This window comes from Paenibacillus sp. RC67, assembly GCF_030020805.1.
Classification (GTDB): domain Bacteria; phylum Bacillota; class Bacilli; order Paenibacillales; family NBRC-103111; genus Paenibacillus_S.
In genome coordinates this window covers 517840-541273 of the sequence record NZ_CP125098.1, presented here as the reverse complement: position 1 = coordinate 541273, position 23434 = coordinate 517840, and the positions used below count along the sequence as shown (strand labels likewise).

Sequence of the window (23434 nt, the reverse complement as noted above, 5' to 3'; positions counted from 1 at the left end):
CCTCTTTAACCTTGCTACAATTAGGAAGTAAGATCTACAACCAACAGACGGGGAGGTATTCGATGAGAAAATACAGCTTTTTAACTAAGATGACTCTATTTGGCTGTATTTTGTGTACGCTTCCCGTTATTTTTATAGGGTTCTTCTCCTATATGAAATCCTCACAGGAGATTCAGAAGCAGGTTAACTCGGAGCAGCTGCAAATATTGACACAAATGAACTCCAACGTAGAGCAAACTTTACAAACCGTGAATCACGCATTAGACCAATTAAACAATTCTACCGTGATGTCCGAGGCGCTGAAGCGCCCAATTACCGAGCAGGACTTCATTCTATATAAAGATCTTCGCAAAGAAATTAGCAATACCCAGTCGTTCTATACGAACCTAGAGGATGTCGTTATCGTCAACCTTAAACAAAACTGGATGTTAAAAAATTCAGGTTTTTACCGCATGGATCAATACATTCATCGTTCCCAGATTTCCAATCAGATGATGCTCCCGAGCTCCACATCATGGGTTTTGAACCCAAGCATATGGTTCTACAGCGAAGAAAAGGCCAATGCCAGCACATGCCCTTATACGATCAGTCTTGTCCAGAAGCTGCCGACCCAGGACCTGGATAAGTTCGGCTTGTCCATTGCCAACATTTCTTCGTGCAATATGCCGGGTATCCTGAACTATAAGCCCCGGGAATCGGAAACCGTCATGATATTAGATGACCAGGACCGGGTAATATACCATAACGATCAATCCATGATCGGCAGATATGCAATCAACACGGGATTTATCAAAAATCCATCGATTTTTAATAAGCCCTCCGATCAATTTCAAACGGAAGTCGACGGCAAGAAGTATACAGCCACCTATTTGCGTTCTTCCTATAACAATTGGATTTATATGTCGATTATTTCTATAGATAGCCTTACCAAGGAATCGGTCAAAATTCGGAATTTTACCATTCTGGTCAGCGTTATTATTGTATTGGTGTTTATGACCGTTGCCTGGATCTCCTCCAGACGCATGTACAGTCCGATTCGCCGCATGATCAAACAGATTCCGTTGAAAGACACGCATCACAGCGGTCCCCGGCTTAATGAATTCGATATGATCGGCAGAACGATGCAGGACCTCTCCTTATCCAAGAGCAGGTTGGAGCAGGAGACGCACCGCCATTTTCAACAAGCGCGGGACTTTTTCCTTATGAAGCTGTTCCAGGGGACAATGCGCCGTAAAGATATTATTGAAAAAACGGAGCAGCTCGGCTTCAGCGGCAAGTTCGACGAATGGAAAGTCATGTCTGTCATTACCATACAGATTGACACGCTTGAAGATACCTCTTATGAGAAGGAAGACCTGGATCTGCTGCTCTTTGCCATCAGCAACATTACGGAAGAAACCATCCCCGAGGGCTTCCGACTGCCTCCAGTTACTATCGACCAGACTTTGGTTATTTTGGTTGGACAGCAGAGCGGGCATTCTGAGGAATACAACCGATGGATCTACTCGCTGACGGAATCGCTTCAACAGATGATTCAAAACATTTTGAAGATGAAGTTCAGCATCGGAATTAGCCTCCCTTTCAATGACCTGAAGCATACGGCCATCGCCTACCGGGAAGGTCTTGAGGCATTGAAGCACCGCATTCATTTGGGAGTCGGCGTCATTATTCATTATGCCAATATGAATGCTGGGAAGCATCAGATGAATCTGGACTACCCATGGCTGACGGAAAGCGAAATGTTCGACGCTATCCGATTAGCAGACGAGCAGAAGGCAATTGAGCACTTCGAGCATTTGATGAAAACGATCTTCAAGCATGAAATGTCGCCGCAGGAATATCAGGTCCCGATCATGAGACTGCTCAACAATATGCTTATCATGATTCAGGAGGCTGGTATTCGCTTAAACCAATTGAACCCGAGCGGAGAGTCTTACTACGAAGAACTGAATAGGCTGCATATCGGCAAAGAGATTGAGGAATGGTTCTTATCCAGGCTTATTCTGCCGCTGACTCAAATCTTCCGTGAGCGGCTGGATTCGCAGTATCAGAGCATATCCGAGACGGTGCTGGATCGTATCCACAAGGAGTTCGACACTGAGATCACCATTGAGCAATGTGCCGCGGACTTACACTACAATGCTAACTATCTAAGCAGTGTATTTCGGAAGGAAACCGGCCAGACCTTTAGCGATTATCTTACCGCCTTCCGTATAACGATGGCTAAAAAGTGGTTAATAGAGACGGATATGCCTATTAAGGATATTGCTCAGAGGCTGCAGTATCAACCTCAGAACTTCAACCGCTTTTTCCGAAAGCAGGAGGGCATGACCCCAGGGCAGTACCGGGAAAGCTTCCGAAAAAATCAGTCCTGATCCTCTGACTCTACACTATGCACTACCCTGCATCTCAACATAAGAAAGCAAAGCGACCGTTTGCATAACGGTGTGCTTTGCTTTTGTTGCTTTTGCACACTTCTCTCAAGGCTCAATCCTCAAAAAATAGACGGGATCACCGGTCTTCCCCAGTCGATATTCGTTTGGCGTCGCACCGACAAAGGAACGAAACACCTTAATAAAGTAATTCGTGTACTCGAACCCCGCTTCCTTGCCTATCATCTCCACCGTCTTGTCCGTGTGCCTTAAAAGCCAAGCTGCGTGCTCAATCCTGATTTTGCGCAAATATTGATTAGGCTTCAACCCTGTTTTCTTCATAAACTGTCGGCAAAAATGATATTTGCTAAGACCCGCTGCCTCTGCCATATCGTCGATGGACACATCAGTGGAGTACCTCGATTTCATCAGCTTTATAGCCGCTCGCATCGAATCCGGCATATCCTGAGGAGCACGGACGATATCCCTTCCCTCCGCAAGCCTATGAAGCGACATCAACAGTTCATACAGTCTCGAAGAAATCGTGTATTTATCGAGCTGGGGATCGCGGTATACATCTGCATACAATCGGCTCAGTATTGCTAAGGGCTCCTTGTACTCCCGGAACGAGAGTACCGGTCCCATCTTTTTGACTATATCCGTGAAATGATTTAGCGCATCCGCCCCGTTAACGACGATGTAAAGAAATTCCCACTCCTCTTCACCCTCAGGAAAGTAATAATCCTGGTCGCTTGGTACTATCGTAATGAAGCCCGTATCCTTGGACAGCGAATAAAACGTATCCCCATCTCTCAACACCCCGCGTCCCGTGAGCGTATATTGAAACACGATAAAGCCTCCTCCTCGCTCCTTACCGTTCCAACGATAGTCCGGAGAGGTAACGCGGTCCCAGCCGATATTAATTAGGCGGATAGGAAGCTCGGCATGGCTTAAGTATTTGAAACCGTAGCTCGACCGTTCATAAGCCTCATGCTGATACAGCAATATAGTATCATCCTTTCGATAATATGTTATCATTGTAAGCCTTTTCTCTTTGTTTTATTATGGTACTGTCAAATACGGAAGTCAACGAAGATACGGCTGTTATATATCAAATAGCAGGTAGGAGGACTTATCTTTATGTTGAAGATTGCTATGATTGGCGCTGGAAGCATTGGATTTACACGCAGATTGGTTATGGACATCCTCGCGGTTGAGGAATTTCAAAATGCGCAATTTCGTTTCATGGATATCAATGAAGAAAGCTTGGAGATGGCAGCCAGTTTATGTCGCCATATGATTGAGAAGAACAAGCTCCCTGCAACTATCCACGCAACGACCAATCAGCGTGAAGCTCTGTCTGGAGCAGACTATGTATTCTGCACTGCACGCGTCGGCGGACTTGAAGCATTCCGCCATGACATCGAAATCCCGCTCCGCTACGGCGTCGACCAATGTGTCGGAGACACGCTCGGGCCTGGAGGCATCTTCTTCGCACTGCGTACGATTCCCGTTCTGCTCGATATTGCCCGTGACATGCGGGAGGTTGCCCCGAATGCACTGCTTCTCAATTATTCCAACCCCATGGCGATGAATACGTGGGCGGTACGCCGGGCTGGCGGCATTAAGGTTGTCGGACTGTGCCATGGCGTTCAGCACAGCCATTCACTCATTGCCAAAGCTCTTGGGCTGCCTAAACAAGAGTTAGACTATACCGCTGCAGGAATCAACCATCAAACCTGGTTCATCCAGGTGTCACATCAAGGGCGAAACTTACTGTCCGAGATTCTTCCTGCAATGGAGAAGAATCAGGATATTGCCTCCAAGGAGCCTTGCCGCATCGATGTGCTTCGCCGCTTCGGTTATTTCTCTACCGAATCGAACGGTCATCTGAGCGAATATTTGCCTTGGTATCGTAAACGGCCGGAAGAGACCGCTCAATGGATATATCCTGACACGTGGATCGGCGGTGAAACAGGAGGTTATTTAAACCATTGTTTGAGCCGTGGGGATGAGTATAAGGAAAATATTCCGAAGTGGCTTAGCGGTGAGTTGGAATCGATACCGCTCGGCCAGCGGTCGGAGGAGCACGGCTCCTACATACTTGAAGCGCTGGAGACGGGGCGCGTATACCGCGGCCATTTCAACATCGGCAACGATGGCTTGATAACGAATCTGCCAGAGCGCAGCACAATCGAGATTCCCTGCTATGTTGATCGCAGTGGTATTCAGCCAACATTCATCGGTGCTCTCCCGCTTGCTTGCGCCGCAACTTGCCGCACAAGCATCAGTGTACAGGAAATGGCGGTCGAAGCCGCTTTGACCGGCAATCGCGCGCTGGTCAAGCAGGCGGTGCTGCATGATCCGCTGACCGCCGCCGTCTGCACGACAGACGAGGTATGGCGCATGTGCGATGACATGCTCGAAGCGTTAGCTCCTTGGCTCCCGCAATTTAACGGGGACAACCGCACATGGAAGGACATCCCGCTGCCGGACGACGGAAAGCTCTCCTTTATTAAATAGTAGAAATGGCTTGTAGCATAAAGCCGTTCTGATATAAATGGCACCAATCGCTCCACCCAAAAAAAACAAGCTGACTTCATACAACGAAGTCAGCTTGTCTATCCATCAGCTCGCCTCAAACATCTTCTTAGCGAAATCCATGACTCAATCCGATCATCGTCAGCAGTCCCGCAATAAAAGCGAAGGTTGCCGGTCTTTCATGACCGTCCCCGTGACTTTCAGGAATCAACTCCTTATATACGACGTAGAGCATCGCTCCAGCCGCAAATGCCAAGCCGTATGGAACAATCCCGCTAATCCGCGAAGTAAAATGAAAACCGGCGAAACACGCCGCTAGTTCCACTAAAGCGGTCCCCGACGCAAGCAGTATCGCTTTCCATCTGTCAACCTGATGGGAAATGAGGAACAAAGCGATTAAAAATCCTTCCGGTACATTTTGCAGCCCAATGGCAAACGAAACGAGAGGGCCAAGATCCGGGTGATCACTGGCATAGCTCACTCCGACGGAGAGCCCTTCCGGCAAATTATGCAAACCCATGGCAAGCAAAAAGAACATGGACTTATCTTCCATAGCCCGTTTGTCTGAAGAATGAACCGGCTCTACATGCGGAATGGCTTTCTCCATCAACGTTAGCACAGCTGTTCCTGCCAATATGCCTACAGCCAGCACTAGCAGATTGGACAGCTTTAGAGCAGAAGGGATAAGGCTGTATGTCGATGCTGCAACCATAATGCCTGCCGTATAAGCGAGAAGACTATCTCTTCTGCGGTGTGAAACATGCTTGAACAGCAGTGCGGGGATAGCTCCTAGCACCGTGCATAAGGAAGCAATGATCCCGCTTAGCGCCATTTGTTCCATCTGAACCAACTCCATATGAGACATATCAGACCCTTATCATCATATGTACAAGCTCGAAAAAAAGAACTTCAGACTATTGTGCTTCTCTTTCTCAGACAGGCACTGAGCCTCTTTAATACTAGGTCTACTTCCATTTGGTAATAACAAAACCTCCTGCGATGACGGCGAGACCGAAATACGTCTTCCAAGTCGGTATTTCTTTCAGAAACAAATAGCCCATCACAACACAAATGAAAATTTCCAAGCATTTGGATAAGCTAAGCGCTACCGTCAAGCTGCCAAACGATTTGTAACAAAATTTGATTCCGTAGCCTATCATCAAATTAGCTGTAAACAGAACCGGCAGCAGCTTGAGCTGATAAAAAAACGTTGGCCAAAACGAAGAATCGATATGCTTCGCTTGATACGATAATACCCCGTTAATTGCAAACAGTCCCCCTAATAGCAGCCCTATTCCATAAACGACAATCATTTTCACGACTCCTTTTCCTTCTGCAGCTGTGGAAATAATGCTTCTGCTATTTAATGTTTGCTGTTCACAATTTTTTTAACCACAGTGAATTAACTTGCATTAAGGAAAGATATTTCGAATGTTCGGTTAACGAAAACTACGCAACAAAAAAGGACCTCCCAGAGGAGATCCTTTACTATTAGTTTGCCCAGCACTTTATGCCAAGGCTCTTACCGGAAGTCCGGCGGAATACGGCGAGCTAGGCCAGTGCTAATAGCAGCTTCAATAACCGCATGACGCACGTTAGTCACAACATGCTCGTTAAAAATACTTGGAATGATATACAGTTCATTCAACTCAGCATCGCTAACAACCGAAGCGATAGCGCGAGCAGCAGCCAGCTTCATTTCTTCATTGATTCGACGTGCGCGGCAGTCGAGCGCTCCACGGAAAATACCCGGGAAGCAAAGCACGTTGTTGATTTGGTTCGGATAATCGCTTCGTCCAGTCGCCATGACACGTACATAAGGCTGTGCCACTTCCGGATCGATTTCCGGCTGCGGATTAGCAAGTGCAAATACGATCGGATCTTTAGCCATCGATTGAACATGATGAACTTTCAACAATCCTGCGCGCGATACGCCGATGAATACGTCTGCTCCTTGAATTACATCATCCAAGGTTCCTGCTTTCGCTTCTACCTGCGGCTGCTGTGCAAGCCACTGCCACATAGGCTGTTCATACGTACCGCCATGAACAATCGCTCCGTCACGATCGACAGGGACAAGTCTGCCCACACCGGCTGCCAAGAGCATCTTGCAGACGGATACTCCGGCTGCGCCGATCCCGTTAACGACGACGCGGATCGATTCGATAGGCTTGCCAACGACTTTCAATGCGTTAAGCAGTCCCGCCATCATAACGACGGCTGTTCCGTGCTGATCATCGTGGAATACCGGGATGTCCAGCTCTTGCTCCAATCGGGATTCAATCTCGAAGCAGCGAGGGGAGCTAATATCTTCAAGGTTAATGCCTCCAAAAATCGGGCTCATCGCTTTAACAGTACGAATAATTTCTTCCGTGTCTTTGGTATCCAAACAAATCGGGAACGCGTCTACTCCAGCCAGCTGCTTGAATAGCATGGCTTTACCTTCCATTACCGGAGCCGCAGCTTCCGGGCCGATATCTCCAAGACCAAGTACGGCCGTACCGTCCGTAACAACAGCTACCGTATTCCGCTTAATCGTAAGGGAATAAGCTTTATTCGGATCCTCATGAATAGCGGTACATACTCGGGCCACACCTGGTGTATAGACACGAGACAAGTCGTCCCGGTTTTTGATCGGCATGCTTGGAGTAACGGAAATTTTCCCGCCCAGATGCGCCAGAAAGGTCCGGTCGGATACGTTGATTAGCTTGATCCCCGACAGTGCCTTAATGCCTTGAACGACTTGCGCTTCCGCAGAGTCCTGAACGTCTACCGTAATGTCGCGTATCGAGGATTCCTTACCGACACGAATAACGTCGATTGAGGTTACATCACCGCCTGCCCGACTTATAGCAGCTGCTACGTCACCGAATGTAACTTCTCCGTGAGTCAGCTCCACCCGCAAAATAATACTTGTATTGGCCATAAAGAATGCCTCCTTGAGTTCGATATTATGAACTTGTTTCCAAATACTGATTTTTAATATTTCAAATCATATCACGCAAGCTTTTAATTACGCAATATGAAATTTATCCGCTTACATTCCCTATCTTCTATCCGGTCACTTACTTTTCCAGTAAGAAAATCATTTCACCGCTTTTTTCAGCATGTCTTCATCCATTGCGCCTTGATGCTTTTTACGGATTATTCCCTGCTCATCAAGCACATACGTAGCCGGATAGGCCGAAACTTGATAGGTTTTCCCTACTTGTCCATCTACATCCAGTACCAAGGGAAATGTGAGCCCCCAATGCTTTTGGAACGATTCCACTACCGTATGGCTAGCCTCGGTATGCGTAGCATCAACAGATAAAATAACGACATTGTTATCTTGATTCTCGCTATAAAATTTTTGCATAACGGGCATCTCCACTCTACAGGGTGGGCACCATGTAGCCCAGAAGTTGATCATCACCTTTTTCCCTTTATAATCCGAAAGCTTGACCTTCGCTCCTTCGAGAGTCAACAATTCAAAATCAGGAGCAGTCTGACCGATACCAATGCCGATTACATCCGATGCTTGGCTTCCTGAACCCGGTTTATCCCATGTGTTGGCGGCAACAGCACTAAGCAGCGCATGTATAATAACGAAGGACACGAACACCGTCTGCATCCTTGTGCGTCCCGCCTGAGGCTCTCTCATCCATCCGATAACGACGGTACCTATACCCAGTAAAGCTATAATAGCGTTAGTGGTAACATGCCCTTCCAAGAAAGCCACTTCCAAAATTCGATACAACGTATAACCAGACACAATGGAAACTAGCCACGCGTCAAGATAAATGCCACGATTAGACGATGAACGGTCCTTATACCCTACATAACACGCTGCAAGTAGTGTTGCTAGCCAAGCTCCTTTAGTCCCACCGCTAAAATACAACAGTGTCATCGGGTCATTCCACACGCTCTGTGCTTGAAATAGGATTACGCTCAGCTTCCATACCAAAAACCAAATCAGCATCGCTTCAAATGGTCTTTCGTAGCCTGTTCCTTTGGTTAGTGCGCTTCGCAGCCGAAGCCTCATCACTGCATAAGCTGCAACCACCGCAGCCGCAACGACCAGGACTTGGCCAGACACAACCAACGGCCCTAACGTCCACGTATTCAAATCCCGCTACCTCCTAATCCTAGCCTATGTTCATTGTGTATCGGATGTTTGGACATGTCAAATCACGTCTTTTTACACACCATATAGAACTATCTTATAAGGCAAGTAAAGAGGCAGCATTTCATCCTTCTTCCAAGAGAAGTAGCAACTTACTATTCAAAGACTAAGAATCAGCAACTCTCGTCTAATTGGATTATATTCATGATGGAATCAACCTGCTTGCACTCTCCGCCTCCATCCGTCGTTTTCCTTGAAAATCTTAGTTTCGACCCTGTTTTCCCCACTCCATTACGAAGTAAAAAGAAACGATAAATGGCTATAAATTTGGAGGATTAATCCTGAGCTGAACGAAGTCATTCCCTTTGAAGCCATGATTACGGGCATATCCCATTCTACCAATTAACCATTATCATCTAACAACGAATGTTATAATATTAATAACGCTAACTGTTCTTAGCCACCATTGAATATTCTATACCCATGTATGGTATAATACTATTTAAATCATTTTGCTCTAATCGGGGGTACATTCGTATGAAATTCAATTATTTGATCCCTTTATCCGGAATGGTTGCTCTTTCGGTTCTCCTATCCGCCTGCAGCTCCTCGTCCGGCAAATCAACAACAGCCATGGCCCCTCATGCCTCTCATCAGCAGCATGCGCCTAACGGCGATCTGCAAGAAACAACCTCAGGTCTAACGAAGCTCCCCTCGTTCCTTGACAAGCAGCGGCCGGAAATCAAGCAAGCTTATCAGGTAGCAGCCTCTGTTGCCGATCTTCTTGAATGGATTCCTTGCTATTGTGGGTGTGGAGAGAGTGCAGGACACAAGAGCAACAAAAATTGCTTTATTAAAGAAATCAAGCAAGACGGCAGTGTCGTATGGGATGATCACGGAACTCGCTGCGGCGTATGCCTAGAAATTGCCGTCACATCGGCAAGATTGAAGCAGGATGGCAAAACTGCGAAGGAAATCCGGGCCTACATCGACCAGAAATATCAAAAAGGTTATGCCAAGCCTACAGATACCCCATTGCCTGCTTAATTTAGTACCTGTAACAAAAAAGAAGCGAACGAGGACCTATGCCCCGCTCGCTCTTTTTACATCTTCCATAATGAAAGCATTGTCTATCCTAGTTAGTCCGTACTCGGAAGTACAACCGTAACCGTAGTTCCCTCTCCTTCTTTACTGCTCACTGCAACCGTCCCATTGTGCATCGATACAATTTTCCTCACCAGGGACAGCCCTAACCCACTTCCTTCAGCAGCGCCCGTTCGAGAACGGTCCGCTTTATAAAACTGGTGGAAAATCATCGACAGCTCCGCTTCCGGAATGCCTATGCCCGTATCCGTGATAGTCACCTTGACTTGATGTACTTCAGCTGACGCCCTTATTCTGATTTTGCCTTCCTCCGGCGTAAATTTGATGCTGTTGCCAAGCAGATTGATCCATACTTGATTCAGTAAATCCTCGTCGGCGGCAATGACCGTTTTGGGCAGATTCAACTCCAGATGCAGCCGCTTAGCGCTCCATAAAGGCTCGCATACGACAGCTACATGACGAATTTGCTCATCAAGCCGATAAGTCGTCTTCTGAAACGGATGATGCTTGGATTCCAAAGAAGCCAGCTTCAGCAAATTATCGCTCAGACGGGACAAACGCTCGCTTTCGGATTGAATAATATCCAAGTAATACAATCGTTCAGCCACAGGCATGGTGCTGCTTTTTAAAGCTTTTGTAAAACCAATGATGGAGGTTAGTGGTGACTGGATTTCATGCGATACATTCGATACAAAATCCTGCCTCATTTGCTCCAGCTGCTTCAGCTCCTTCGTCATTTCGTCGAAGCTTTGAGTCAAAATACCGATCTCGTCGTTTCGTTTCAAATTCATTTGCACATTGAAATTCCCTTTGGCGAGTTCTCGTGTTGCCTTCGTCAGCATATTCAACGGCTTGACCAAATACTGTGCGGCCACAACCATAACCAAGCCTCCCAATACCAATACAATAAGGAGATTCAATTGGATACTGTTTTTAATGGAGTGACTGATTGTCATATAATTCGGTTGGATAAACAAAGCGAATGCTTCCGTGCCTCGCTTTAACGGAAATCCCATAAGCCATGCCGGGAGCTCATGATTCCGGTTATCAATAAATTCTTGGTATGAGCTTCCGGACAAGACCTGCACCACTTGATCTTCCGAAACCGTGAAGGAGGTTGAAGAACTTGCCTGCTTCTTCCCAGAGGAGTCATATATGCTGATATAGGACGATTTCATGTCCGCAAAGCGCTGCAAAATCAATCCCCATCGCTCCGGATCAGCCTCGCGCAATATAACCATCATGTTTTCTGCCGATCGGCTTGTATCTTCCTTCATCCAATCCTGCATCTGCTTCTCAAACATCCGGTTCGTCACCAGGAGGGAGCCTACCAGACCGATCATGACCGCTATGATAAAAGCTACCACAACTCGAGTATAGAGGGATTTGATCATTCCTCCATCTCCAATCGGTAGCCGAGCCCGCGAATGGTGCTTATTTTGAATGAAGCGTGTTTTTGATGGAATCGTTCCCTCAGCCGTTTGATATGAACGTCTACCGTTCTCTCGTCTCCCTCATAATCCATGCCCCATATTTGCTGAATCAATTGCTCTCTCGTAAATATTTGTCCTGGATAGCTGGCCAATTTGAACAACAGCTCAAATTCCTTTAAGGGCAGCAGGACTGTTTCCTCTCCAACCTTCATTTCATGTGAGGATTGATCCAGCAGGGCATTACCTATCTGAATCACATGAGAGGCTGCAATTTTATATCGTTTCAGCAGCGCTCTGACCCTAATCACAAGCTCTATAGGATCAAATGGCTTCACCAAATAATCGTCTGTACCCAACTGGAAGCCTTTCACTTTCTGTCCGGTTTCCCCTTGGGCTGTAACCATTAGTACCGGAATGTCATAGTGCGCCTTAATTTCCTTGCAGAGCTCCCACCCGTCCATCTCGGGCATCATGATATCTAGTACGACCAAATCCATCCGCTCCGAATCCAGCCGGGCTAATGCTTCCTTCCCGTTATACGCTTCCCGTGTGACCCAGCCTTCCCTCTCCAGGAATAAGGTCATCAGCTTGACGATATGCCGATCATCATCTACAACCAGTATATTAGCCATAACCGTATTCCCCCTGAACTGCTTGTTCTGTCCATAGTATAACCATGTTGCGGGAACGGATGAATGGAGGCAAAAAAAGACTCCGTTCTTTGAACGAAGTCAGACTGATACGAAACCTATGAAATTGAAAAATTTGATCTAGTACTCCGGTGGGGTATCCCCTTCCGACCGCTGTTGTTCTCGGGAAATCATGATTATATCATTCTTATAGTGGATATTTCCCAAGAACAAAGGCGGATGCTGTCGCTCCTACAGGGGATACCCCACCTACCGATAAAGCAAATTTCTCAAAACAGATTCCATAACTCAACCCATTCATTGAACGAAGTCTTTTTATTAATAGCTGCTAGAGCCCCAAAATCGCATCAATCATAGGCTTGGTATCTCCACCTGGATACATAACGTACAGAAGAACGTAAACCACAACGCCTGTAGGCGCTGTAATCAGCCACATAACCGCTGTCCAACGTCCGATCTTTTTGTGCTTGGCAAACCGCTTATTGAAAGCGTGCAGCAAGGTTATGACTCCAAAAACGCCGGCTAACGTAGCCAAGGTAATATGGAAAAAGAGGAACAGATGGTACGCTAGCTTGAGCGATTCCGGACCTCCGAAAGTGGTGTTACCCACAAAGATGGTCCGCGATACATAAATGATGAAAAAGGCCAGGGCAAAACCGGCTCCCCAGAGCATCAACTTCTCATGCCCTTTACGGTTTCCCTTCAAGATTTGTCTCCAGCCGAAGGCTACAAAAATAGCGCTAATAACAATAAACGATGTGCTGATCGTCGGCAATATATGCATTCTCGCTCCACCTCATCTTCCTTAATCAGGCCCGGTTTGCATGGACCGAAGAATGAGCGAACGACTCATTCTGCAAATCTTCTTCTTCTTCCTCCTGGCGTTCTCTGCGATACCAGCGGAAGAAAACGTAGGCTAATGTCATACCATAAACAATCTCTTGGACGATCTTCATAATGACACCGCCCAGCTGCTGATCATTCAAAAGAGACATAAACAAAAATTGCTCCGATACACTCTCGTAATTCGCATACATAGGTTCTCCTGCGAAAATAATGAGTGCACACGCCGGTGTCAGCAATATCCCGTTAACGAAGATGTAAGCCATTTTCTTAAGCTCCGTCATCCGACTGTATTCAGGCAGAGGGCAGAACACGGGAAACCACATTTGAAACGCAGCAAGCAAAAACACGGTATTGTATACCTCATGGAGCAGAGGGTTAGCCATCAGCGTATCCATGATCATTGGAATATGGTAAAAGGAGAATACCATGTTAAACACGAACAACGAAAGCAATGGTGACGTCAGCGCATGCATAATCCGATTGGCTTTCGGACCTCTAAACAACGGTCGCAGCAGCCAACCTGGTATACTCAACAACAATACCGGAGGCATGACCAAGTATAGAAGTGATTGTTGAAACATATGGGTACTAAAGCTGTAGTGATGCCCATAATAGCTTAACGGGCTACCCTCCGCTATATAGTACAAAAGCAAACCGATATAAAAGTACATCTGATGCTTTATTGAAACAGGCTCCGATTCTGCAAACCGATGGCGCCAACGATTGACAGCCATTCCGTACAACCACCCGATAACAATAAGAATAAGCAGCAAGCCGGGACTCCACAATGTAGCAAAATCAGCTGTTGCACCATGACCTCCATGCCCCATCTGTCCCATTGGATCCGTATTCATGCTAACCTCTCCTTTCTTAGCTGATTGAGTCAAAATTTGGATTGTTACTAATTTGTGAAAAATAGTGCAAGCTTAAGAAAAAAAGAGGGGCTTTCATCTCTAAAAGCCCCCCCCCTTACTACCACCACGTCCAGAAAACACCTGCTGCTACTGCTGTCAGGGCAACAATCGCCCCGAAAATCAGACCCACGATCGGGAATAAATGTCCTCTTTCCTTCATGTGCATCCAATAAGCTAACTGGAACAATATTTGCACGACCCCAAGGCCGGTCAAGAACCAAAGCAAAAATGCGCGATCCAAACCGCCGTACAGCACAGCTGCAAAAGCGATCATAGTTAGTACAATGGATACAATATAGGACAAGTAATGGTTCTTAGGGCCTTCCAACTTATGCCGATTTCCGGCAGACGACGAATGCTGTTGGCTGCTCATTTACGGTCCCACCTTCCCCATCAAGTACACTACGGTGAAGATAAATACCCAAACTACGTCGATAAAGTGCCAGTAAAGACCAGCAACGTAAAACTTCGGTGCCGTTACTACCGTTAATCCTTTTTTTAAGGAAGAGATAATCAACAGCGTGATCCACAATACCCCGAACGCAACGTGCGCTCCATGGAAACCAACTAACGTATAGAACGAAGTTGCAAATGCGCTCTTGGAGAATACGTGACCTTCGTGTACGTACTCCCTAAACTCATAAATCTCAAGACCCAAGAAGCAAAGACCCAAAAGTACCGTTATACCCATCCAAGTCAGAAGCTTACCAAGCTGACCGCGGTGTAATGCCATCGTTGCAAATACACTGGTTAAGGAGCTCGTCAACAAAATGAATGTTGACAAAGCTACCGTACCCAATTGGAAAATCTCTTGTCCCGTAGGACCGTCAGGAACTTGATTGCGCAAAGCGATAAATGAAGCGAATAACGTACCGAACAATACGCACTCTCCACCAAGGAAGAGCCAGAAGCCCAATACTTTATTTTTACCTTCTAATGTTGCTGTTTCCGCGTGAGGTGGCAGGGCACCGCCTACTTCGTGATGTGCACTCATGCCTTTACCCCCTTATCATTGAGTTCTTCCGGTTCAATATGATAACCGTGATCATCATATACGGATCTTAAGAACATGCTGAGCAGCATAATTCCCAAGCCTACTCCAGATACCCAATACGTATGGTACATGAAGCCGAAACCGGCGATGAAGAAACCAATTGAGAATACAAGCGGCAAAATTGATGGAGACGGCATATGAATTGAACCGATTGGTTCTGCAGGTGTCATCTCTTTATTGCCAGCCATTTTTTCTTTCCACAATGGATCCAAACCGCGAACGAGCGGAGTTTGTTTAAAGTTGTACTCTGGAGGCGGAGATGGAATCGCCCACTCCAATGTACGGCCATCCCACGGATCCGCAGGAGCATTCTTAGGCTTCATGGATGCTGCAATAATATTGATCAAGAATACGATCGTACCGATACCCATCAAGAAAGCACCGATCGTACTAATAAAGTTACCTTCTTCTAAACCAACGCCTGGCTGGTATGTAAATACGCGACGCGGCATCCCCATCAATCCTAAGAAATGCTGCGGGAAGAATGTCATATGGAAGCCTATGAAGAACGTCCAGAAATGAACTCTACCTAATGTTTCGTTCAGCATACGACCGAACATTTTTGGCCACCAGTAGTAAGCACCGGCGAACAAACCAAGCACCAAACCACCTACGATAACGTAGTGGAAATGCGCTACAACGAAGTACGTATCGTGGTACTGATAGTCAGCTGCAGGAACCGCAAGCATAACCCCTGTAATACCACCCATAGTAAATGTCGGGATAAACGATGTTGCAAAAATACTTGCTGTCGTAAATGTGATTTGACCGCCCCAAAGCGTGAACAGCCAGTTAAAGATTTTAACTCCTGTAGGTATGGCGATAGCCATCGTAGCAATCGCGAAGATTGCGTTACCGACAGGACCGATACCCGTTGTAAACATATGGTGAACCCAAACCATGAAGCCCAGGAACCCGATCAGTGCTGTTGCAAATACCATGGAGCTATATCCGAACAAACGTTTTTTCGAGAATGTACTTACAATCTCAGAGATAATACCAAATGCAGGCAAAATCAAAATGTAAACTTCAGGGTGACCGAAGATCCAGAATAAGTGTTCCCACAGTACCGCGTTACCACCTTTGGATACATCGAAGAACGCACCGCCGAACAAACGGTCAAACATCAATTCTACCAAACCTACAGTAATCGCAGGGAAAGCGAACAAAATCAAAGCGGATGTGATGAATGCAGTCCATGTAAACAACGGCATTCTCATATATGTCATACCAGGAGCACGCATGTTGATGATCGTAACAAGGAAGTTAATCCCCCCGATCAGCGTTCCCAAACCGGCAATCTGCAGACCAAGGACGTAGAAGTCTACACCGTGATAACCCGTCGTTGTATCAATGATACTAGAAAGCGGTGAATATGCCGTCCAGCCCGCTGCAGGCGCTCCGCCCAAGAACCAACTGGTATTGAGCATTACACCACCGAAGAAAAACAACCAAAATCCAAGCGCATTCACAAAAGGGAATGCTACGTCGCGCGCACCGATTTGAAGCGGCACTACCGCATTCATAAAAGCGAATATGATCGGCATCGCTGCAAAGAAGATCATTGTCGTACCATGCATGGTAGTCAGCGCATTAAAGGTATCGCCAATAAAAATCTTTTGGTCTGGATACAAAAGCTGAATCCGGATTAGGATCGCTTCTACACCGCCCATCAGGAAGAACAAGCCTCCTGCAATCAGGTACAATATCCCGATTTTCTTATGGTCAACTGTAGTAAGCCAATCCATTAAACCGGTGTAATGTTTTGTTTTGTGAGAGTGAGCCAACGTATTAACCTCCTTTGTTCCAAGATGTTCGTTATCTCAATGAATTCAAATATTTAACCAAGTCGTTGATTTGGTTATCCTGCAATGGAACTTGAGGCATTTTGTTGCCCGGTTTCACCGATTGAGGATCTTTGATCCATTTTTTAATGCTTTCATCGTCGTGAGGCAGAATACCTGCAACCATTTCACGAGTTCCAAATCCGTTCAAGTTAGGTCCAAAGCCCAGTCCTTGTGCGTTAACCGCGTGACAGGACAAGCAGTTATCTTTAAAGACTTGCTCTCCGTTCTTAGCCTCAGCAGGGATCGAAGCCGGAGTTTTCATTTTTTCTACCCATTTGTTGAAGTCCGCTTCTGATTTGGACACAACTTTAAAGTCCATCAGAGCATGGGACGCTCCACAGAGCTCGGCGCATTTACCCATAAAGGTATCTGCATCATCCGCTTCCAAATAGAATACATTCGTCATCCCTACGTTCGTATCTTGTTTACCGCCCAGGGAAGGTACCCAGAAAGCGTGAAGTACGTCAGCAGAAGTAAGCTCGAATGCAATTTTTTTGCCTGCAGGAATAACCAGATCTTGTGCTGTAGCGATTCCAAGTTCCGGATACTCAAATTGCCACCAGAATTGGTGAGCGGTTACTTTAACGTGTACTGCATCTTTGTCACCGATGTGATTCTCCGCCAATTTCACCGTATAGCTCACTGTTGGCACCGCCAAAATGAGCAGCAAAATGATCGGAATCACTGTCCAAATGATTTCAAGCGTATGGCTTCCTTCTACTTGCTTCGGAATAATATCTTTATCGCCTTTCTTCTTCCGGAAGCGAACTAACACGTAAATGTAGATTACGAATACAACCACGACAACCAAGATCATAATGCCCAAGCTCAGCTTCATCAAGAACAGCTGGTCTCTGGCTACCGGACCTCTTGGCCTCAAGGCGGAAATCCTATCGTCTCCACACCCCGTCAGAAGCAACATCATCAACCCGAAAAGAGGGATGAAACGCCACAGATTTTGCCATCGATTCATCTTATCAATCCCACCTCTAAAGCTAATATTTTTCGAACAAAAGGTCATATATTGTCAATGAACCTAATCACCATATTAACTATAAATTCGTACCACTTTTTTGTCAATGAATCTGAAGAAGTTCACAAATTGTTCTCAAACAGCCATTTTCATAGCATTTTCATTGGTTTTTCTCCTTTGCCTCTCTTGTTTTATTTCCATAATTCAGGGCTTTTATGCATCTCAACACCTTTTGTCGAATAACGCATATTTCTCCCGAATTAACGGATTCTAATGTAGAAGAAACTCATTTTTCATTTCGCAATACGAACCGCTATGTGAATCAGTTTTCTCAACAGTGCCCCCAATTTATGCTTACATTGCAAAACTTATGAGGAGGTTATGATGATGTTCCATCTACGGCTTACCTGGGCGGCTGTTTGTACAAGCTCCCTCATTCTCCTTAGCGGATGCTTCTCAACTTATGATTACAACAGCGCCAACAACTTCGGAAGTAAGCGAGATGCCCCTAGACAAGACACCACCCGGGCCTATCAAACGCAACAGCAATATGCCATTGTATCTCACAAACACTCCAGTCTAGAAATGAATCAGTTCTTGTCGGATCAGATAGCAGCGATGGATGGAGTCAACAGCGCCATTGTGATGCTCGCCGACAACACCGCTTATGTTGCCATCACCATTGATAAGTCAGCAACCGGGACACGCAGCGGACTTTCCGGCCAAGAAACGAATAATGCAGGTACGGTGCGTGGCTTATACAACCCTGCTACCCCATTTAACGATTATGCGGATCCAAAGAAACTGGCGACCGGAACCAACTCTTACGAAACAGTGAAAAACCATGCCCATTTAAGTCATCTGTTCAAGCAAAAAATCGCCGAGAAAATTCGTTCCCTTCAGCCAACCGTATCGGATGTATATATATCGGCTAATCGTAACTTTATTAATGAAATGAACCGAATGGCCCAAGAGGCTTGGAAGGGGCAAGATTTGAAGCCGTTTCTTCCTCAATTCGACGCTATGTCCGAGGATATTTTCGGAACGCAGCCCACTCATCCGACAAGCACTGAAAACTAATCCGCAACCTTCGACTATAAGCCTCATGATTCGCCCTGAGTATCGCTTCATATTATATATGAAGAAACTCGGGGTTTTTGAGCTGCAAAGAATATATAATCGCATGTAACCGATACTGGTAATAATCCCTTTTTTGAGCCATAAGCTAAGGAAGTCGTATATAGCGATTATTTTTGTGATGAAAAGGAATAACGTCGGTTTCTTTTTCCTACGGCTTCCTGTAGAATGCATGTAGACGCCACAAGTCTGTTCAACGTATCTTGTCTTGCGGTCGATCTCGTTTGAACGGCCTAAGATCTTGAACGGCTCGCATCCTATTATAGAAGAGAAATTTTTGGCTGCTGCTTATTGATAAGGATAAATCTCCGTTTGAGACGGTTAGGGAACAGACTTATGATGAATGAACTGGAAGATAAGGAGACAATCTATAATGAAAACCAATTTATTTGCCTCACTAGGCATTAGTGAAGAGATTGTGGAAGCCTTGAGCAATCAAGGGTATACGGAACCTACGCCGATTCAGCAGGAATCTATTCCTGTTGTGCTCGCAGGTGAAGATGTTATCGCTCAAGCACAGACAGGAACCGGTAAAACGTTAGCCTTCGTTCTGCCGATCCTAGAGCGTATTGACCCTAAGAAAAACTTCACTCAAGCTCTGATCGTAACGCCTACCCGTGAGCTGGCTATTCAAATCGCAGGTGAGGTGCAGAAATGGGCGCCGGTTAAGGGTGTTCGTGTCCTAGCCGCATATGGTGGACAAGATGTCGAGCGGCAATTGAAAAAGCTCGAAGGCACTGTCCATATGATCATTGCAACGCCAGGCCGTTTGCTTGACCATTTGCGCAGAGAAACGGTACAACTGCAGCGTCTATCCACCTTGGTTCTTGATGAAGCGGATCAAATGCTGCACATGGGTTTTCTGAAGGAAGTTGAGGAAATCATCGTACAGACATCCCCGAAAAGACAAACCTTGCTGTTCTCAGCTACGATGCCAGGGCCTATTCGCAATCTGGCAAAAAGCTATATGAGAGATCCACAGGAAATCAAGGTAAAAACCAAGCAGGTTACGCTAACCGAAATCGAGCAAATTGCCATCAAAACGACAGACCGCGGCAAGCAGGACGCACTGGTTCGTCTGATCGACGAATATCAGCCTTATTTGGCCATGATCTTCTGCCGGACCAAACTTCGTGCCTCCAAGTTGAATGAAGCTTTGCAGGATCTAGGCTATGCCTCTGACGAGCTGCACGGCGATCTCACTCAAGCCAAACGGGAACAGGTTATGAAACGATTCCGCGAAGCCAAAATCCAGCTTCTTGTAGCTACGGACATTGCAGCACGCGGCTTGGATGTTGAAGGCATTACTCATGTGTTCAACTACGATATGCCTCACGATGTCGAAGGCTATATTCATCGAATCGGGCGGACGGGACGCGCAGGCCAACGTGGTATGGCCATTACGATGGTTGCACAACGGGATCAAGGAACACTTGAGGCAATTGAAAGAGGCATAAATGCCGAACTGCCAAGGCGGACAGTGAAAGCGGACGGCGAGCTGAGCGAAGCAAGAACTAGCGGTCCACGCAAAGGAAGCGAGCGCGAAGAATCAGGACGCGGGCGGACAGCGGAGCCACGCAGGGGTGAAAGACGCGGCGGCTCACGCCAAGTTAAAGCTAGCGGCGGACGTGGGCGCGGCGACAGAGCTCAGTCTGCGGGACGCGAGCAGCGCGATTGGAACGCTGGCGGAGAACGCAGCGGACAGCAGGCGCGCGGGCGCGGCGACAGAGCTCAGTCTGCGGGACGCGAGCAGCGCGATTGGAACGCTGGCGGAGAACGCAGCGGACAGCAGGCGCGCGGGCGCGGCGACAGAGCTCAGACGGCGGGACGCGAGCAACGCGATTGGAACGCTGGCGGAGAACGCAGCGGACAGCAGGCGCGCGGGCGTGGTGACAGAGCTCAGACAGCGGGACGCGAGCAGCGCGATTGGAACGCTGGCGGCGAGCGCGGTGGACAGCAGGCACGTGGGCGTGGCGACAGAGCCCAGTCTGCGGGACGCGAGCAGCGCGATTGGAACGCTGGCGGTGAGCGCGGCGGACAGCAGGCGCGTGGGCGTGGCGACAGAGCTCAAACGGCGGGACGCGAGCAGCGCGATTGGAACGCTAGCGGCGAGCGCGGCGGGCAGCATACTCGCGGGCGTGGCGAAAGAGCTCAGTCAGCGGGCGGTGCACAGCGTTCCTGGAACGCGGGTAACGACCGTGCTGGGCAGCAAGCTCGTGGGCGCGGCGATAAACAGCGTAGCGGACAATCAAGCAGCAGTCCACGTACCGGACGTAACGACACTAGCGCTCGTGGACGCCGCGGACGCTAAAATCCCGTAGGTTCACCGTATAACTTGTTTGTTAAAATGCATAAGCCTTTACCTTGGCATGGAAAACATGTAAAATAAGGTATACGGTAAGTCGGCAAGGAACTTCCAAAACCAAGGAGGGGTTTCTATGTACGAACTAAGGGATAAGGATTTTATCTTTATTTTTACGGGACCTAATGGTGCCGGACGCAAAACTGTAGCTCAGATGTCAGGCGAGACACTCGGAATGAAGAAGGTCATTTCGTATACAACACGGGCCCCTCGTTCCTCCGAGTTCGACGGACAGGATTACCATTTTGTATCTCTAGATACCTTTCTTGAGGCGGAAAACAATAACGAGTTTGTGGAAGTCATCGAAATGGATGGCAACCGTTATGGCGTTAAAGAAAAGGATGTCGCCCAAATGCTTGATAAGTATGGCGCGATTTATCTGGTTCTTAACCGTTTTGGGGCCGAGTCGCTTAAGAAGCTGTATGGCAATAAAGCCGTGCGGATCTTCATTCATGCCGATTTGAAAACCATTGTAAAACGTGAGGAAGATCGTGGAGATTCTCCGGAATTAATCCAACGTTATACATCTCATTATGATGAGGAAATGGCGTACAAGGACCAATGCGAGCACATTTTCGAAAATCTTGATTTGGCTCATACGGTATTCGATCTTACGAAGACTTTGGATGACAACTACTTGCACCGCAATTTGGTCGATAAAGACTAACACAGCTCATCCGATATAATAGGTACAAAAAAGAGTCCCGCTTGAAAAAGCCGGACTCTTTTTGTACCTTCATTATTATTTTTTCTTTAAGCCTTCGATTAACTTAGTGATCTCTTCATCGCCTTCTCGAAGCGCCGTATTAATATCCTTGCCATCCAGAATAACATCCAGAAGCTTATTATTAACAACGGCATCAGCACCTGTAGGGATTAGTGACATCAACTCAGGAGCACCACCGGATCCAGGGGTCGGAGCAGATTGATTGTAATAGTAAGCGCCTACATTTTTACCACCCATTAACGGTGAATCGGAGCCGAATGCTTTCTTAATCGCATCATTCGTCGTTGGAGTACGTACGCCGCGCTTAGATTCCGTCATGAAGAATTCATCCGATGTCAAATAGGACAATACTTCAAAGGCCGCTTCCTTGTGCTGGCTTGTTTTCATAATACTATACATCCAAGGTGACGGTTGATCGGCGATTTTAGGTTTATCGGCAAAAGTAGGCATCGAAACGACATCCCAATTCATGCCTTCCGGTATTAACTTTACGTGATTCAAGTCATTGTTGATAACAGCCATCGCAATCGTCTGCTCCTTAGCGAACGCCTGAAGCTCCGGATTCGTCGATCTTGAATTAGGTCTGTTGTTGCCAGGGATTTGATAAATACGGACCAGATTTTGATACAGCTTCTTCCACTCTTCGGTGTTCAGGCTTGCTTTTCCCGTAGTCGGATCAAGCGGTCTTAAACCGTATGGATTTTCCCTTAACAAATATCCGTGGAATGTCGATAAACCGCGATATTTTGTTCCGTCGACTTGCCGTGTCATTTTCGTCGCCAAATCGTATACTTCATCCCAAGTCATTCCGTCTTTCGGATACGGCATTCCGAACTTATCGAACACATCTTTGTTATAATACATAACGGAAGTGCTAGCTACGAAAGGAAGACCATAGATGCCCTTACCGCCAGTGTATTGATCCAGTGCTTTTAATGAAGCAGGGTCCAGACGGCTCGTATCGTATTTATTCTTTTTGATCAAGTCCGACATATCGTAATCAAGACCTAATCCTTGAATCAAATTCGGGTAACGGTTATAAACGTACCAGAAAATATCCGGTGTCGTTCCTGCCGTAACAAGATCCTCAAGGTTGCTGCCTTTACCGCGTTCAATATATTTTACTGTAATCCAAGGGAATTTTTTCCTAATGGGATCCCCGATTTCTTTCTCGAAATCCTCCGGCGTCTTACCTAATTCCGAGGAAAAAACAAGTTCAACCGGTTCTCTATTTTGCGGTTCGTTTGCTTTTCCCGATTCGCTGGATTTACCGCCAGAGCCCCCCTGGCCGCCAGAGCATGCCGTGACCAACATACTTAAAGCTAGAAAAGGAACCACCTTACTCATTTTCATTACTGTAACCCCTCCT

At 46.8% G+C, this 23434-nt stretch carries 20 protein-coding genes; 6 read left to right on the top strand and 14 right to left on the bottom strand.

Translation table 11 applies throughout. From position 1 onward, the window contains the following. Positions 1-62: 62 nt before the first annotated feature. Entirely contained in the window at positions 63-2375 is a 2313-nt protein-coding gene (locus QMA13_RS02455) for a helix-turn-helix domain-containing protein (protein ID WP_282939314.1), read from the top strand. Positions 2376-2480: 105 nt separating this feature from the next. Here QMA13_RS02455 and QMA13_RS02450 read toward each other — a convergent pair whose 3' ends face one another. Further along, positions 2481-3377 (bottom strand): helix-turn-helix domain-containing protein, encoded by an 897-nt coding sequence (locus QMA13_RS02450; RefSeq protein WP_282939312.1) that lies wholly within the window; start codon positions 3375-3377, stop codon positions 2481-2483. Between the two features lie 135 nt (positions 3378-3512). On the opposite strand from QMA13_RS02450, the gene melA reads away from it, so the two are divergent. Then, positions 3513-4895, top strand: coding sequence for an alpha-glucosidase/alpha-galactosidase (gene melA, locus QMA13_RS02445; protein WP_282939311.1), 1383 nt, complete (start codon positions 3513-3515; stop codon positions 4893-4895). 127 nt (positions 4896-5022) lie between these two features. On the opposite strand, the gene QMA13_RS02440 is transcribed toward melA, so the two are convergent. The 4 genes from QMA13_RS02440 to QMA13_RS02425 form a co-directional block, all read right to left on the bottom strand. Continuing rightward, complete coding sequence (locus QMA13_RS02440) at positions 5023-5754, bottom strand: ZIP family metal transporter (RefSeq protein WP_282939310.1); 732 nt, start codon at positions 5752-5754, stop codon at positions 5023-5025. A 124-nt stretch (positions 5755-5878) separates the two neighbouring features. Then, positions 5879-6226, bottom strand: coding sequence for a hypothetical protein (locus QMA13_RS02435; protein ID WP_282939308.1), 348 nt, complete (start codon positions 6224-6226; stop codon positions 5879-5881). 209 nt (positions 6227-6435) lie between these two features. Continuing rightward, entirely contained in the window at positions 6436-7839 is a 1404-nt protein-coding gene (locus QMA13_RS02430) for an NAD-dependent malic enzyme (protein ID WP_282939305.1), read from the bottom strand. Positions 7840-7998: 159 nt separating this feature from the next. Further along, complete coding sequence (locus QMA13_RS02425) at positions 7999-9021, bottom strand: redoxin domain-containing protein (RefSeq protein ID WP_282939303.1); 1023 nt, start codon at positions 9019-9021, stop codon at positions 7999-8001. A gap of 534 nt (positions 9022-9555) precedes the next feature. Here QMA13_RS02425 and QMA13_RS02420 point away from each other — a divergent pair. Continuing rightward, positions 9556-10065: a PCYCGC motif-containing (lipo)protein gene (locus QMA13_RS02420; protein ID WP_282939301.1), complete on the top strand. Its 510-nt coding sequence runs from the start codon at positions 9556-9558 to the stop codon at positions 10063-10065. 92 nt (positions 10066-10157) lie between these two features. On the opposite strand, the gene QMA13_RS02415 is transcribed toward QMA13_RS02420, so the two are convergent. The 8 genes from QMA13_RS02415 to coxB all read right to left on the bottom strand — a co-directional run bounded on the left by QMA13_RS02415 (position 10158) and on the right by coxB (position 17839). Next, positions 10158-11516 (bottom strand): HAMP domain-containing sensor histidine kinase, encoded by a 1359-nt coding sequence (locus QMA13_RS02415; protein ID WP_282939299.1) that lies wholly within the window; start codon positions 11514-11516, stop codon positions 10158-10160. Further along, entirely contained in the window at positions 11513-12187 is a 675-nt protein-coding gene (locus QMA13_RS02410; RefSeq protein ID WP_282939298.1) for a response regulator transcription factor, read from the bottom strand. Before QMA13_RS02410 ends, QMA13_RS02415 begins: the two co-directional genes overlap by 4 nt. Before the next feature lie 346 nt (positions 12188-12533). Then, entirely contained in the window at positions 12534-12989 is a 456-nt protein-coding gene (locus QMA13_RS02405) for a DUF420 domain-containing protein (RefSeq protein WP_282939297.1), read from the bottom strand. A gap of 25 nt (positions 12990-13014) precedes the next feature. Continuing rightward, on the bottom strand, positions 13015-13905 hold the full coding sequence (locus tag QMA13_RS02400; protein ID WP_282939295.1) for a cytochrome c oxidase assembly protein: 891 nt from the start codon (positions 13903-13905) through the stop codon (positions 13015-13017). Between the two features lie 118 nt (positions 13906-14023). Further along, positions 14024-14338, bottom strand: a complete 315-nt coding sequence (locus tag QMA13_RS02395; RefSeq protein WP_282939293.1) for a cytochrome C oxidase subunit IV family protein — start codon at positions 14336-14338, stop codon at positions 14024-14026. Then, positions 14339-14959 carry a cytochrome (ubi)quinol oxidase subunit III gene (locus QMA13_RS02390; protein WP_282939291.1) on the bottom strand — a complete coding sequence of 207 codons (621 nt, stop codon included), beginning with the start codon at positions 14957-14959 and terminating at the stop codon, positions 14339-14341. Then, the gene (gene ctaD, locus QMA13_RS02385; protein WP_282943216.1) at positions 14956-16767 is read right to left on the bottom strand and encodes a cytochrome c oxidase subunit I; all 1812 of its coding nucleotides are present in this window, start codon (positions 16765-16767) and stop codon (positions 14956-14958) included. Before ctaD ends, QMA13_RS02390 begins: the two co-directional genes overlap by 4 nt. A gap of 70 nt (positions 16768-16837) precedes the next feature. Then, a complete protein-coding gene (gene coxB, locus QMA13_RS02380) occupies positions 16838-17839 on the bottom strand; it encodes a cytochrome c oxidase subunit II (RefSeq protein WP_282939290.1) in 1002 nt (333 codons plus the stop codon). A 381-nt stretch (positions 17840-18220) separates the two neighbouring features. Between coxB and QMA13_RS02375 the strand changes: the two genes are divergently transcribed. The 3 genes from QMA13_RS02375 to QMA13_RS02365 all read left to right on the top strand — a co-directional run bounded on the left by QMA13_RS02375 (position 18221) and on the right by QMA13_RS02365 (position 22005). Next, the gene (locus tag QMA13_RS02375; protein WP_282939288.1) at positions 18221-18919 is read left to right on the top strand and encodes a YhcN/YlaJ family sporulation lipoprotein; all 699 of its coding nucleotides are present in this window, start codon (positions 18221-18223) and stop codon (positions 18917-18919) included. Between the two features lie 430 nt (positions 18920-19349). Further along, positions 19350-21287: a DEAD/DEAH box helicase gene (locus tag QMA13_RS02370; RefSeq protein ID WP_282939287.1), complete on the top strand. Its 1938-nt coding sequence runs from the start codon at positions 19350-19352 to the stop codon at positions 21285-21287. Between the two features lie 127 nt (positions 21288-21414). Beyond that, on the top strand, positions 21415-22005 hold the full coding sequence (locus QMA13_RS02365) for a guanylate kinase (protein ID WP_282939286.1): 591 nt from the start codon (positions 21415-21417) through the stop codon (positions 22003-22005). Between the two features lie 75 nt (positions 22006-22080). On the opposite strand, the gene QMA13_RS02360 is transcribed toward QMA13_RS02365, so the two are convergent. Beyond that, positions 22081-23418 (bottom strand): ABC transporter substrate-binding protein, encoded by a 1338-nt coding sequence (locus tag QMA13_RS02360; protein ID WP_282939285.1) that lies wholly within the window; start codon positions 23416-23418, stop codon positions 22081-22083. Positions 23419-23434 lie beyond the last annotated feature (16 nt).

Bases quoted from the DNA above. Each gene is read 5' to 3' on its own strand.
- QMA13_RS02455 (WP_282939314.1), top strand. From the start codon at position 63: ATGAGAAAATACAGCTTTTTAACTAAGATGACTCTATTTGGCTGTATT.
- melA (WP_282939311.1), top strand. From the start codon at position 3,513: ATGTTGAAGATTGCTATGATTGGCGCTGGAAGCATTGGATTTACACGC.
- QMA13_RS02440 (WP_282939310.1), bottom strand. From the start codon at position 5,754: ATGGAACAAATGGCGCTAAGCGGGATCATTGCTTCCTTATGCACGGTG.
- QMA13_RS02435 (WP_282939308.1), bottom strand. From the start codon at position 6,226: ATGATTGTCGTTTATGGAATAGGGCTGCTATTAGGGGGACTGTTTGCA.
- QMA13_RS02430 (WP_282939305.1), bottom strand. From the start codon at position 7,839: ATGGCCAATACAAGTATTATTTTGCGGGTGGAGCTGACTCACGGAGAA.
- QMA13_RS02420 (WP_282939301.1), top strand. From the start codon at position 9,556: ATGAAATTCAATTATTTGATCCCTTTATCCGGAATGGTTGCTCTTTCG.
- QMA13_RS02415 (WP_282939299.1), bottom strand. From the start codon at position 11,516: ATGATCAAATCCCTCTATACTCGAGTTGTGGTAGCTTTTATCATAGCG.
- QMA13_RS02410 (WP_282939298.1), bottom strand. From the start codon at position 12,187: ATGGCTAATATACTGGTTGTAGATGATGATCGGCATATCGTCAAGCTG.
- QMA13_RS02405 (WP_282939297.1), bottom strand. From the start codon at position 12,989: ATGCATATATTGCCGACGATCAGCACATCGTTTATTGTTATTAGCGCT.
- QMA13_RS02400 (WP_282939295.1), bottom strand. From the start codon at position 13,905: ATGAATACGGATCCAATGGGACAGATGGGGCATGGAGGTCATGGTGCA.
- QMA13_RS02395 (WP_282939293.1), bottom strand. From the start codon at position 14,338: ATGAGCAGCCAACAGCATTCGTCGTCTGCCGGAAATCGGCATAAGTTG.
- QMA13_RS02390 (WP_282939291.1), bottom strand. From the start codon at position 14,959: ATGAGTGCACATCACGAAGTAGGCGGTGCCCTGCCACCTCACGCGGAA.
- ctaD (WP_282943216.1), bottom strand. From the start codon at position 16,767: ATGGATTGGCTTACTACAGTTGACCATAAGAAAATCGGGATATTGTAC.
- coxB (WP_282939290.1), bottom strand. From the start codon at position 17,839: ATGAATCGATGGCAAAATCTGTGGCGTTTCATCCCTCTTTTCGGGTTG.
- QMA13_RS02375 (WP_282939288.1), top strand. From the start codon at position 18,221: ATGATGATGTTCCATCTACGGCTTACCTGGGCGGCTGTTTGTACAAGC.
- QMA13_RS02370 (WP_282939287.1), top strand. From the start codon at position 19,350: ATGAAAACCAATTTATTTGCCTCACTAGGCATTAGTGAAGAGATTGTG.
- QMA13_RS02365 (WP_282939286.1), top strand. From the start codon at position 21,415: ATGTACGAACTAAGGGATAAGGATTTTATCTTTATTTTTACGGGACCT.
- QMA13_RS02360 (WP_282939285.1), bottom strand. From the start codon at position 23,418: ATGAAAATGAGTAAGGTGGTTCCTTTTCTAGCTTTAAGTATGTTGGTC.